Consider the following 12,856-nt stretch of genomic DNA (forward strand, 5'->3'; position numbering starts at 1 on the left):
TCATACTGAACTGACTTTGAACCATCTGCCGACTCAACCTTTCACCGAACCCAGCATCACGCCTTTGGCAAAATGCTTTTGCAGGAATGGGTACACCAGCATAATCGGGATCGTGGAGAACACGATAACTGCCATGCGAATGGTAAGCGGCTGGATCTCGGTCTCTTCAATACTCGTGTCACCGATTCGGCTCTGTGCCAGAATGACAATCTCACGTAGCCAGACTTGGACAGGCCACTTCTCACTATCGTTGATATAGATAACAGCGCTGAAGAAACTGTTCCAGTGGGCCACCGCGTAAAAGAGTGAAAATGTCGCCATGGCTGGCATGGACAACGGCAGGACAATCCGGAACAATACGCTGACATCGTTACATCCATCAATTTTGGCTGCATCCTCCAGCTCATCGGGAATGGCTTGGAAGAAGTTTTTCAGTACAATCAAGTTAAATGCACTAATAGCGGTAGGTAACATCAGTGACCACAACGTATCCGTCAGGTGCAAGGATTTTACGACAAAGTATGTTGGAATCATCCCGCCACTGAAGAGCATCGTGAACAATACACCGAGCAAAATGGGCTGGCGTCCACGCAAATATCTTCTGGAGAGCGGATAAGCCATAAGTGACGTAAACAGCAGGTTAATGAAGGTACCAATCACCGTAATATAGATCGATACGCCCAGACTGCGAATCAAGGTATCTGTAGAGAAAATGTAACGGTACGCAGCCAGAGAGAACTCTTTGGGAAAAAGAATAAATCCTCCCTTAGCCACTTCATGCGGACTGGTAAACGAGACGGCCAAAATATAAATGAACGGGATGACCGTCACGATTCCAATCAACAGCAGCAAGCCATGATTGAGAATATCAAAGATCCGGTTGCCCCACGTTTTATCCTGTTGCATCTTAATGTTCACTCCTGTCTGGTGAAGAACGTCTGCACCCAAAGGTTAGTAGACGCCTTCCTCCCCGAATTTTTTGGCCATCGTATTGGCACCAAGGACAAGCGCCAGCCCGACAACCGATTTGAACAACCCGACAGCAGCACTATAACTGTACTGTGCCTGTGTAAGCCCCTTCGTGTACACGTAGGTATCAAATACCTCGCCCACATCCCGGTTCGTCGGAGTCAGCATCAGGAAGATCTGTTCAAAGCCTGTATCCAGGAAATTGCCCAGACGCAGAATGAGCAAAATGACGATTGTACTGCGAATGGCCGGCAGCGTAATGTGCCATGTTTGGCGCCAGCGATTGGCACCATCAATCCGTGCAGCTTCATAGAGCTGTGTATCCACACCGGAAAGCGCAGCCAGGAAGATAATTGTGCCCCAACCGACTTCTTTCCAGATGGATTGTCCAACAATCATCGTTCGGAACCAACCAGGTTCAAGCAGGAACGCCACTTTTTGTCCTGTCAGGTTATAGAGCAATTCATTAATCGCACCACCCTCGGTTGTGAACAGCATGTAGAACACACCAACAACAACAACCCAGGAAACAAAGTGTGGAACATAAACAAGAGTTTGTACAAATCGTTTGAAACGTTCACGGCGAACTTCATTCATCATGAGTGCCAGTACAATCGGCAGTGGGAAAAAGAACACAATGTTATAAATGGCTAGTAAAAACGTATTCCGAAATAATGTCCAGAACTGCGGTTCTCCGAAGAAACGTTGAAAATGTTTGAAGCCTACCCATTCACTCCCCAAGATCCCCTTGTAAGGGGTGTAATCCTGAAAAGCCATCGTGATGCCATACATGGGTATGTATTTGAAAATAACAAAGTAAAGCACACCCGGTATTAACATGATATACAGCCACCGGTTTTTGATAATGTCCCTCCACAGCAGGTTTTTGTCACTGCGGGTAGCGGGCCGTGTTCGAGCCGCCGTTTCGGCTTTCATATTGTCTTCCTCCCCACATTGGAAACGATTACAAAATATCACTTCCTGAATTCATGTCTTCATTGTGGAGGATAAACGAATGACTGGCTATCGTCTCGTTTTAGCCTTTTATTTTTCCTTATGTAGCAAGGTTTTAACTCATTTCCCTCACAGAATCTAAAGGCATAATGAACTGCTTTCAACCTCCATGTTCCTGTCTTAACTTCATGGAGGAAAGTGGTCTTCTTCCTTCAGCCGAACAAAAAAAAGCCTGCCTGCCATGGCGGGCAGAGCAGGTTTGTTTTTATCGCTGCTGCTCCCGGTACTTGCCGGGGGTTGTTCCTGTGATTTTGCGAAACGTACGGATAAATGCGGTTGGATTGGTATAGTTTAATTTCTCGGCAATCTCCGATATTTTAAGATTTGTTGTTTGCAGCCAGGTCTTCGCTTTTTCCATACGATACTCTGCAAGATATTCCGTAAAATTGACTCCTGCTTCTTTCTTGAATACCCGACTTAGGTAGACAGGGTGAAAATTAAGCTCAGCGGCACAGGCTTCCAGCGATAATTCACGGTCATAACGTTCCTCGATCAAGCGAATCATGCGTCTCGCAATATTCATGTATTGGGATTCTTCCTGTTCTCGCCAGAAACGGATGACGGGCAGGAACAGCCGCTTGCGGAACCAATTGGTCATCTCGTCCAACGTGGACAACTTCAGCAAATGTGACATGGATGCTTTTTCACCCAATACTTCGGCTACATCCCCGCCCTGCTCCTGCACAAGCTGATATACACGAGACAATAACTGAACCATAATGACAGGGTATTCACTGAAATGAAGCTTTTTGTCTGCAAGCAATCCCAAATATTGCTTAAAGTAGGCGTCAGTCTTTTCTTCATCTCCTTGCTTGAGCGCAGAAGCGAGCTGATCTTCAATCATGCGCAGTTGGGTATACAATGCGGCCTCCATCTGACCACGTGGCTGAATATCCTCGTAATGCAAAATAATACGGCTGCCCAGACTTACCCTCCCTTGCAGAGCCTCCCGACTCTCCTGAACTGCTCTTGGCGTATCGCCAATACAAGCATAGGAACGACTGATGCCGATACTTACGGGCAGATTCAAATAAGTCACGACACGTTCACGAATCCAGTCTGCCTGAGTATGCATCCATTCCTTCAGCTTCACCTCATCCGTGAGTTCGGAGGCAAGAACGGTGACCTGAGCATCATCCAGCATGACCGGGGTGAACCGAACTGCCGAAGGGAGTAGCTCACCTACCATATTGTTGACAGCAAACAGCAGCAGATCGCGATCCTGTTCCTCATATCGGGTCCCTTCCAAGGTATCGATCTGGAGCATGAGTACGCCAAGACTCGCCCACCCTATCGGGAAATCGTACAATTCTCCCTGATATCTGAAATCTTCTTCCGAGATTTTACCTGTCAGCAGTTTGGTCATAAAAAACTCCTGGAGGTGCACATGCTGCCCCTTCATCTGCTCCCGCATCGTTTTCTCCGAACTGAACAAGGTTGACAATTGCTCCTCAATATAGATAAATTCATCCTGTCGGCGTCCTGACGGAGCAACTGGGGAATCCAACCCCTTCGTGAATTGCAGCAGTCTGGAGATTGGTGAGTACATCCGCCGACTGCCGTATATGGCGAACAATCCTGTTACACATAACATGACAAGTGTAGCGATACCGGTAACCAATGCAATTTTCTGCGACTGGGCCGTAATCTGTCCAAGAGATACAACGGACACGTATAACCAGCCATTGAGCGGAGATTGCCTGTAACTAACCGCCACTTGATTACCTTCCACCTCCGCACTGAAGAAACCCTCTGGCTGGCCCGTCGTTTGCACCATTTCCTGAATTTCCTTATTCAGCGCGTCATATTTCCCGCCTTGCTGCATGTCGTTCAGAAAATACTTCTGCTCCCGATCCAGAACGTACATATCTCCAGAATTCGTATTTCGGCTCAAGTAGGTGCTCAGTTCCGTATCGGCGATATCAATTACAAGAAATCCCTTTGGTTTCACATTGGTTGGTATCATCGGGATTTTGAATACCATACTGACCACATTATCCGATGATATAAGAGCAGGTGCCTGTTCGGGTGTTAGTTCACCCATACCTGCTGACACAGGTACACTTTCTTTGGCTGAACTGGCATTCTGAGTGACCCAGAACAGGCTGTTGGTATAACTTAGGTAGGAGCCAATTCGGTCTCGAATGCTGAAATCATCCAATTTGCCAAAAGAACGCATCGAAACGACCCAATCTTCATCCAGATTAACCAGATAGGCTTGGTCAATGTTCGTAACCGCTTGCAAGTTGTTAAAACCGGAGGTCAGATCACGAATCTCCTGAAACTCGCTGCTGTCTAGTGGTTTCTTCATCGCCTGTAGTACCAAGGGCGAATTAACATACTGGATGGATGATAATTGCAGGCTGCGCAGAACTTGTTCTACCCTCATTTGGGTCTGATGCAATATCTGAAGATTGCTCTCACGCACTTTCTGTTCAATGTCACGTGATGCAATCGTATACGAGACCGAACCAATAACAATGACCGGAAGGGCTCCGAGGATCAGGGTAAAACAGAGCAAACGCAGTAAATACTTAGGCAAGAAGAGCATCCTCCTTTATACGTATGTTTATTAAAATAAATCGCTTTCATTGGATTAATTTACTATTGTTATTTTAAAACCCATTCTTATTCAAGTCCACTCATTTATTCTAAAGGTTGACTTCAAACCAATTTCCAGTTTATATTGGTTGCATATTCCTCAATCAAAGGAGAGATTTTTAATGTCGGTGAATGTTCTTAACTAACCAAGTTTCATATTCAGGAGTTTGGCCTTTCATTGCGCTTGTGCCCATATGGCATACGTGTATTTCATGATGCGCCAGATCCCTGCACTTAGTTAAGAACAGCGGATATCATAAATCGCCTCCGGGATTGTAATTGTCCGGGTCTATTTCCGCGCTGTGTTCAGCGCGGATTTTTTAATATAGACCTGTAGTGGACTTTGCTTTCCCATACGTTTAGGGCGGAGAATGACGTTTGTTCATTCTCCGCCCTTTTTGCGTTTTCCAGGAATATGTTTCAGCGCGTCAACTGAAATCCCAATTCAAATTCAAGGAGAGATTACGCATGAATGAGAACACATTAAACAGTTTGGGCTATCCACAAATTCAAAAAAACGTTGCAGACTGCGCCCTATCTTATCTGGGCAAACGTTATGCCAGAGAACTAAAACCGATGGCAGATGCTCACCTGATTCAGATTCGCCTGGAAGAAACAGCAGAAGCAGCTGCGTTGATTCGCTTTGGGGCCAGTATCCCCCTCCCTTCACTCGACGGAATGGAAACCATTATGGATCTGCTTGGCACGGGTTATCTATTCAGTGAACGCGACTTCAGTCATCTAGCTCAGTTCCTGCGGAGCTGTGCACAACTTATGAAATACATGGAGGGCAAATCCGGGGCCGCTCCCACCGTCAGTCGTTATGCAGCATCCATGATTCTGATCGAACCTTTGCTGAGTGAGATTGAGCGTTGCATCCATAGTGGACGCATTCAGGATCAGGCGAGTAAGGAACTGATTCGAATTCGTAAAAAAATAACGGTTAATGCGGAACGCATGAAACGAAAGCTTGATTCTCTGGTGAGTAAACATCGCTCCATTATGCAGGAACATGTCATCAGCCAACGGGGAGGAAGAACGGTTCTGCCCATTAAGAAAGAGTTCCGTAAACAGGTGAAAGGCAGTGTGCTGGATGAATCCGGGAGCGGGCAAACCGTATATATTGAACCTGTTGAGTTAGTAACTCTGCAGATGGAATTGGCCGCTCTGCAAGCGGAGGAGTCCCGAGAGGAGATGAGGATTCTCGGTGATTTAACCTCCCTGGCCGAATCATATAACCGTGAAATCGCCCTGAACACCGAAACGGTAGGTGTATTGGACTTCCTGTTTGCCAAAGCCAAATATGCGGCCACCATGGATGGACGTACCGTTCGAGTCAATACTCAGGGCCACATCAGCCTTCAACGTGCACGTCATCCGTTCATGGGTTCTTCCATGGTTCCCCTTGATTTTGCCATTGGCAAAACGTACTCGTCGCTCATTATTACTGGCCCCAATACCGGGGGTAAAACGGTCGCACTCAAAACACTTGGTTTGTTAACCTTGATGATGCAATCAGGTTTGCTTATTCCGGTCGAGGAAGGTGGCAAGATGGCTGTTTATAACGAGGTAGCAGTTGATATTGGTGACGGGCAGAGTTTGGAACAAGCGCTCAGTACATTTTCCGCACATATTCGCAATATGATTGGCATACTGGAACAGGCTGATACATCAACTCTTGTGCTCATTGATGAGATGGCTTCCGGCACAGATCCCGGTGAAGGTGTTGGACTGTCCATCGCCATGCTGGAGGAACTTCATAGCCGCGGAGCAACCGTTGTGGCGACAACACATTTTGGTGAAATCAAACATTTTGCTGCTGCCACCCCAGGATTTGAAAATGCCCGCATGGAATTTGACACCGTTTCTCTCCAGCCACTGTATCGATTGCGTATCGGAGAAGCTGGTGAGAGTTATGCTTACTCCATCGCATTAAAGCTGGGCATGCCACAGCGAATTATCGAGCGATCCAAGTCCCTGTCCGATCAAAGTATTTCGAAAGAACGTACATTAGGGTTCACGTCACCTCCTTCGGAAACTCCGGTCCTGACGCCTGATCGTTCTGTACCAGAATCAGACGGCCCAGCAGAGTTATCCAGGAGAAACCAGTCGAAACAGTCAAAGGATCCAGTCGGTCACCACAAAAAGACAACAACCAGAGAGTCGGATTCTCCTGCTCCTTCCAAAACTTTTCGCAAAGGAGATCGGGTGTACGCGGCCTATCTTAATCAGTCGGGCATCGTCTGTGATATGGAGGATAGCCGTGGAAATATCGGGGTCATGCTGCGGGGACGCAAAGTCAAAATCCATAAGAAACGCCTGACCCTGCATATATCTGCCGATGAGCTTTATCCAGGTGATGATTATGACTTGGACATTGTGCTAGAAACAAAGGAAAATCGAAAGAAACGTAAGTTGATGGGACGCAAACATGTGGAAGGCCTCCAAATCGAATTACCGCCTGAAGAATAGCCGATGGGAGAAACAGATGTAGTGAACTGGAAGTCATATATACACAGTGAAATCCATAATCACAAGCACATTTCTGTTATACTGGGACCAGTATGTTTACTTCAGCTCGTAGCTATTCCACAGGGAGGGAAGAACTCTATGTCTGCAGAACAAGACGATCAAGAGCACATCCATATCGATGTTCTTGTCTGCCCATTATGCGGGGAAGCTAATCGCTGTTCCTATGCCGCAGGACATCCTCATTCGGAATGCTGGTGTAACCGGGCTACTTTCCCCGAGGGTGTGTTTGACCGCATTCCGCCAGAGCAGCGCCGAAAATCGTGCATATGTCAACGCTGTTTGGATGACTATGCCGATAAACTCCAACCAAAAGAAGAGCCACACAGTTAACAACAACTGTATGGCTCCTCTTCTATTATGCATTATCTAGACTGTTAGCCTCGCTACCACTGCTCTTACATTTGGTTATACTGGGCAACAGCCTGTTGAAGCACCGGATGATGCTCATCTATGGACGTATAATGATGCAGTGCAGCCGAAACCCCCTTCTGGCGGATCATGTCCTGCAGTTCAACCGCTTCCGGATCATCGGAGACATCGAACTTGCAGGCTGCTGCCATGCCCAAAGCCAGATAGGTCGTTTCGCTTCCATCCGCATATGCCTGGAGGGCCGGGCGAACCAGACGATCATTCGGAGACAACTTGCGCAGCGGGGAACGACCAACACGAGTAACCTCATCGGTGAGATACGGGTTGACAAACCGTCCCAATATTTTGACAATATACTGCTCATGTTCTTCCGGGTTGAATGCAAAACGCTTCACTAGAACTTTTCCAGTTTCCTGCAAAGCACCGTAGACAATCGATTTCACCTTCTCGTCGGCAATAGCCTTCTGAATCGTGTCATACCCGTGCACATTACCGATATATGCTGCAACGCAGTGTCCTGTATTAACAGTGAACAGTTTCCGTTCGATATACGGCTCCAGATCATCGACATATACAATGCCCTCAACCGGTTTGAATGCAGGAGCCATCTGGGAACGATCAACTACCCACTCGTAAAAAGGCTCAACCTGTACATGCAACGGATCTTCATGATGCTGAATAGGCACTATCCGGTCTACGGCTGAATCTGGAAAATAAACATACTGATCTGCAAGGGAACGTACTTTTTCATCAAGCAGAGCATATACATGCTCTTTTAATTGCGTACTGGCTCCAATGGCGTTCTCGCAAGCAATAATGTGAAGTGGGTTTTGAACCGGACCGGAATTCAATCTTTTCTCCAGTCCCTTCGCTATACCTGGTGCAATATGTTTCAGCACGCCTACGCCCACTGCGGTTGTAATCAGATCAGTTTCCACCACGGTTTGGGCAACCGTTTCTAGCTGAGTCCCATCGATTGCGTTTACACCTGTAACGGTCTCCTGATCCTTGCTCTCGTTAGCCAGTTCCACTGTATACTGCCCCCGTTGCTGGAGAGCTGCTACCAAGTCCTGATTCACGTCGGAGAAAATCACCTCATACCCTGCACGGGAGAGAATCAATCCAATGAACCCACGTCCAATGTTACCTGCGCCAAAGTGTAGAGCCTTCATAGTTCCATTTCACTTTCCAGAATAGCGATAACTTCTTCGGCTGTTTTCGCCAGACGCAGGGCCTCCATATTCTCATCCTCAGCACAGATCACCGCAATGCTAGTCAAGATCTCCATATGTTCCCCGCCTTGAGCCGCGATACCAATGACCATATAAGCCTTTTCTTCGCCAAAATCAACACCTTGTGGATACTGAATGACAGAGATACCTGTGGATAAAATGAAAGCTTTGGATTCCTTTGTACCGTGTGGGATCGCAAGGCCGTTCCCTACATAGGTTGAGACAATCTCTTCACGTTCAATCATCTTCTCAATGTAATCAGCGGTAATATGTCCCGCATCCTTCAGAATCTGTCCTGCCATGCGAATCGCTTCGTATTTATCCTGAGCCGTCGCATTCATGATGACTTTATCTGTTGTTAACATACTCATAATGGTTGACCTCCAATTTCGGTTTTACTGCGATAAAATCCAACGAGTTCCTGGGACAGGTAATGAATGAGTTCATCCCTGATTCCCTTTTCCAGCAATGTAATCATTTCTTCCTGTAATAACAGGGCGCTGATCTCACTGAGAACCTCCAGGCTTTCCTTGGATAATTCTCTGGGACCGAGCATCAAGAGGACATGGGTAACTCCTGCCGGATCATCCGGCGTACGAAGGAGTGGCTCAGTGAGCTGAAACAAGCTAATGGACGGCCTGTAGATCCCCTCACTGCGTGTATGAAACAGCGCAAGTCTTGTGCCGGGAATCTTCTGACTCCCCACTGCCTCACGTGCCTCCAACCGTTTTGCGACCTCCTCCGGTTCCCTCAACACACCAGATCCATGGAGTACGTTGCACATCGCATACACCGTTTTATAGAATCCGATATCTTGGTTATCCAGCGGATACACCTGAAACTTTCCAATAATTCGGACGATCTCAACTAAAATAGCTTCCATTCCGTCAGGGTCAGAATAACGACTTGTCGTCTGAACCTCTATTTCACAAGGGTTATTATGCTGTTGTTGTAATGTTGTTGTTCGGATAAAATGACGCAGACGCTCGCTCTCTTCCGCCGTAAGTAGTGGACTCACTTTGTAATACTGATGCTCATCCATCGGCAGATCGACAGTGGATAAGACCAGATCATATTGATCTGTAGGCATCCGGGCAGCTTCATACCAGGACACGCTGTCCATGATCCGAATTTCGGGAATCTCCTTGGATAATCGGCTGGAAAGCATGCGTGATGATCCGATTCCGCTTGTACACACGATGATGGCCCTGATCTCCCGTTTCAATGCACGTAACCTCTCGATGGAAGCGCCAAAGTGCATGACTAAGAAACCAATTTCCTCATCCGGAACGTCAGTACCTGGCCAAGCTTGATGCACGGATTGTTTGACTTCTTCGAAGAGTGAATCATAATCCTTGCGAATCTGCTGCAGTAGCGGATTACGAATCATCTGTTGCCCTTCAATTCGCTCCATTACAGGTTGCATATGACCAAGCAGACCTTCACGAAGCAACCGATCCTCATGAAAGGCATAATGTGTTCTCGCCTGCATCTGATCAATCAGTGAATGTACCCTGTCCAGTAATATCAAGTCGTCTATTGGCAACAGCCGTGAAGAGTGAATCCGCTGCTCTGTCTCAATTAATAGTCTGTGAAAATAAGCTTGCTCATCTTGGGAGAATGTCAGTCCCAGTTGGGTGGATAACACACCACACAAGCGGGAAGCCATATAAGGTGGAACCTTCATCTCATCTTGCTCTGCAACTTTATCTCCCGTGTTCTCTTGTGGAGACATACGGCCAATGCCAAAGCCTTTACGAATACGTACAACCGCTACGGATAATTGAATCAGCAGCTTCATGTATTGGCGTTCCGGGATGTTCTCCAGCCATTCGATGTCTGGTTGCCATAACGCATTTTCGACCGTAAGCACATCACCGTGTCCAATCATATCCAACAGTTTTTGGTTTACGACGGAGCCCCCTTGTTCTGGCTGTCTTCCGAACAGGTCGGACTCATCCAAAAATTCGAGAGCAAGTGCAGCTATGGCTGTGCGATGAATCGTCTCACTTCCGTTAATCTTGACGCCATATCCACGTCTGCGAACCAGCTTTAGTCCCGCCTGACGGATCCGTGACTCCAGATCGTCCAGATCCGTGGTTACGGTGGATACGGTCACTTTCAGATCCGAAGCCAAGGCGAGTAACTTTACAGGCTCCGGTTCATCCAGCAAGATGCAAAGCATGAAGAGCTTACGCTCTTCTGGCGTAAACTCTACATATTCTTTACCCTCTAGTTGCTTGCGCAATACAGCCAGATCATCGGAACTGGCATCGATTCGGATACCGGTTCCTGATTTTTTTTCCAGCCTCATGCCCAAAGGTTCAAGCCATTGTTCAATCATTTGCAGCTCCCGGTGAACCGTTCGGGTACTGACCTTTACTTCAACGGCGATTTCGCCGGCAGTGACTTCATGTGGATGCTCCAGCAGAAACTCCACGATTTCACGTTGTCTTTTGGTAATACTCATATCTCAGCCTCCGGCTCAGGGAAAACGAATGCGTGCAATTACTTTAGACGTTCAACGAGCGCATCGTATTCCGGGCTTTTTAGGAAGTTGTCGATGGATATATGTTCTGCGTTCGGCGCTACGGAGCGGGCACGATCGGTTAATACTTGTTGTGTAATTACCACATCTGCATCCGGCGGGATATCACTGATAGCCGTATTGGTCACCGTAACGTCAATCCCCTCTGCCTTCATCTTCTTGCGTAGAATGGAAGCGCCCATGGCACTCGACCCCATGCCTGCATCACAGGAGAAGACAATTTTCTTCACATCTGTTTTCACTGTAGAAGAAGCCATATCTGCGACTCTGTCTGCTTCACGTTGATTAGCCGTAATACCAGCGTTTGGCACGGTTCCTTGACTCTTCATGTCTTTCATCCGACTGGATGCGGACTCCAGATCTTCGTCCTTTTGTTTACCCGTTTTCAGCAACACTGCTGCAACCAGGAAGGATACAACTGCTGCTACAAGCACCCCTGCGAGCATCGGCAGGTATCCACCTTTTGGTGTTAAGAGGAAATACGCGATAATACTACCCGGTGATGGTGCCGAAACAAGTCCTGCTCCAGTGAGCATGAATGTTAATGTACCTGCGACGCCACCCGCAATTGCGGCAAGAATCAGAATCGGTCTCATCAAAATGTAAGGGAAGTAGATCTCATGAATTCCCCCGAAGAAATGAATGATAACAGCACCCGGTGCAGAAGATTTGGCCATTCCGCGTCCGAAGAAACAGTAAGCAAGCAAGATACCAAGTCCCGGACCCGGGTTCGATTCAAGCATGTATAATACGGATTGCCCTAATTCTCTCGCTTGATCTGTTGCAATTGGTGTCAGAATCCCGTGGTTGATTGCATTGTTCAGGAACAATACTTTACCTGGTTCAATGATTAGGTTGACCAGCGGTAACAAGCCCAGATTCATTAAGCCTTGTACCCCGGCAGACAATACTTTGCTAATCGCTTCTACAGCAGGCCCGATGCCCAGTAGCGCAAAAATCCCCAAGATCCCGCCAATAATACCGGCTGAGAAGTTGTTAACCAGCATTTCAAATCCGGCTCTAACTTTACCTTCAATGGATTTATCAAACTTTTTAATGATCCATGCTGCCAGTGGTCCGGCAATCATGGCACCGAGGAACATCGGGATATCACTACCCACGATGACCCCGATGGTCATAATGGCACCCACGACACCACCACGCTGACCATGCACCATCGTACCTCCGGTGTAACCAATTAACAGTGGCAGCAAATATTTGATCATCGGATCAACTAGCTGTGCAAGCGTCTCGTTAGGGAACCAGCCTGTTGGAATGAACAGAGCCGTAATTAATCCCCAGGCGATGAACGCTCCCATATTTGGCATGACCATACCACTCAGGAATCGGCCAAAACGCTGAACACCAACCCGTAGCCCACCTTTGGAATTGGACGATTGGTCCAAATTACTCATTGTATTATCCTCCTTGGATCAAGTGATTATGATTTATGAAAGGGGTATCATTTCTCCCCTGCTGTAATCCTAAGCGAGAATGCTCTCCTGTTCAATGAAATGAAAGCGTACTTTCGTCATGAACAATGATGACAACATTAGGTTATGTAATCGTTTTAATTGATGCATAATGACTG

9 protein-coding genes are annotated in these 12,856 nt (G+C 47.2%); 2 read left to right on the forward strand and 7 right to left on the reverse strand.

Annotation, left to right across the window (positions count from 1 at the left end):
• Nucleotides 1–33 precede the first annotated feature (33 nt).
• The 3 genes from MKZ13_RS23735 to MKZ13_RS23745 form a co-directional block, all read right to left on the reverse strand.
• Nucleotides 34–906 (reverse strand): carbohydrate ABC transporter permease, encoded by an 873-nt coding sequence (locus MKZ13_RS23735; RefSeq protein ID WP_076212380.1) that lies wholly within the window; start codon nucleotides 904–906, stop codon nucleotides 34–36.
• 45 nt (nucleotides 907–951) lie between these two features.
• A complete protein-coding gene (locus MKZ13_RS23740; protein ID WP_145323915.1) occupies nucleotides 952–1,905 on the reverse strand; it encodes a sugar ABC transporter permease in 954 nt (317 codons plus the stop codon).
• Between the two features lie 283 nt (nucleotides 1,906–2,188).
• Entirely contained in the window at nucleotides 2,189–4,525 is a 2,337-nt protein-coding gene (locus MKZ13_RS23745) for a helix-turn-helix domain-containing protein (RefSeq protein ID WP_339178733.1), read from the reverse strand.
• 527 nt (nucleotides 4,526–5,052) lie between these two features.
• Between MKZ13_RS23745 and MKZ13_RS23750 the strand changes: the two genes are divergently transcribed.
• Nucleotides 5,053–7,056 carry a DNA mismatch repair protein MutS gene (locus tag MKZ13_RS23750; RefSeq protein ID WP_339178735.1) on the forward strand — a complete coding sequence of 668 codons (2,004 nt, stop codon included), beginning with the start codon at nucleotides 5,053–5,055 and terminating at the stop codon, nucleotides 7,054–7,056.
• 138 nt (nucleotides 7,057–7,194) lie between these two features.
• Nucleotides 7,195–7,446 carry a cysteine-rich CWC family protein gene (locus tag MKZ13_RS23755; RefSeq protein ID WP_339178737.1) on the forward strand — a complete coding sequence of 84 codons (252 nt, stop codon included), beginning with the start codon at nucleotides 7,195–7,197 and terminating at the stop codon, nucleotides 7,444–7,446.
• Between the two features lie 65 nt (nucleotides 7,447–7,511).
• Here the strand turns inward: MKZ13_RS23755 and MKZ13_RS23760 are convergent, their stop codons facing one another.
• Genes MKZ13_RS23760 through MKZ13_RS23775 form a run of 4 tightly spaced genes read right to left on the reverse strand, consistent with a single transcriptional unit; the run spans nucleotide 7,512 to nucleotide 12,680 of the window.
• Nucleotides 7,512–8,657 carry a mannitol-1-phosphate 5-dehydrogenase gene (locus tag MKZ13_RS23760; protein ID WP_339178739.1) on the reverse strand — a complete coding sequence of 382 codons (1,146 nt, stop codon included), beginning with the start codon at nucleotides 8,655–8,657 and terminating at the stop codon, nucleotides 7,512–7,514.
• On the reverse strand, nucleotides 8,654–9,088 hold the full coding sequence (locus tag MKZ13_RS23765; RefSeq protein WP_017686856.1) for a PTS sugar transporter subunit IIA: 435 nt from the start codon (nucleotides 9,086–9,088) through the stop codon (nucleotides 8,654–8,656). The genes MKZ13_RS23760 and MKZ13_RS23765 overlap by 4 nt, the downstream gene beginning before the upstream one ends.
• Nucleotides 9,085–11,187: a BglG family transcription antiterminator gene (locus MKZ13_RS23770; protein WP_339178741.1), complete on the reverse strand. Its 2,103-nt coding sequence runs from the start codon at nucleotides 11,185–11,187 to the stop codon at nucleotides 9,085–9,087. Before MKZ13_RS23770 ends, MKZ13_RS23765 begins: the two co-directional genes overlap by 4 nt.
• 38 nt (nucleotides 11,188–11,225) lie before the next feature.
• Nucleotides 11,226–12,680 (reverse strand): PTS mannitol transporter subunit IICB, encoded by a 1,455-nt coding sequence (locus MKZ13_RS23775; protein ID WP_339178744.1) that lies wholly within the window; start codon nucleotides 12,678–12,680, stop codon nucleotides 11,226–11,228.
• Nucleotides 12,681–12,856 lie beyond the last annotated feature (176 nt).

Source organism: Paenibacillus sp. FSL R5-0701 (genome assembly GCF_037973995.1).
GTDB lineage: Bacteria > Bacillota > Bacilli > Paenibacillales > Paenibacillaceae > Paenibacillus.

Coding starts and splice junctions, on each gene's coding strand:
- MKZ13_RS23735 (WP_076212380.1), bottom strand. CDS start 906: ATGCAACAGGATAAAACGTGGGGCAACCGGATCTTTGATATTCTCAAT.
- MKZ13_RS23740 (WP_145323915.1), bottom strand. CDS start 1,905: ATGAAAGCCGAAACGGCGGCTCGAACACGGCCCGCTACCCGCAGTGAC.
- MKZ13_RS23750 (WP_339178735.1), top strand. CDS start 5,053: ATGAATGAGAACACATTAAACAGTTTGGGCTATCCACAAATTCAAAAA.
- MKZ13_RS23755 (WP_339178737.1), top strand. CDS start 7,195: ATGTCTGCAGAACAAGACGATCAAGAGCACATCCATATCGATGTTCTT.
- MKZ13_RS23760 (WP_339178739.1), bottom strand. CDS start 8,657: ATGAAGGCTCTACACTTTGGCGCAGGTAACATTGGACGTGGGTTCATT.
- MKZ13_RS23765 (WP_017686856.1), bottom strand. CDS start 9,088: ATGAGTATGTTAACAACAGATAAAGTCATCATGAATGCGACGGCTCAG.
- MKZ13_RS23770 (WP_339178741.1), bottom strand. CDS start 11,187: ATGAGTATTACCAAAAGACAACGTGAAATCGTGGAGTTTCTGCTGGAG.
- MKZ13_RS23775 (WP_339178744.1), bottom strand. CDS start 12,680: ATGAGTAATTTGGACCAATCGTCCAATTCCAAAGGTGGGCTACGGGTT.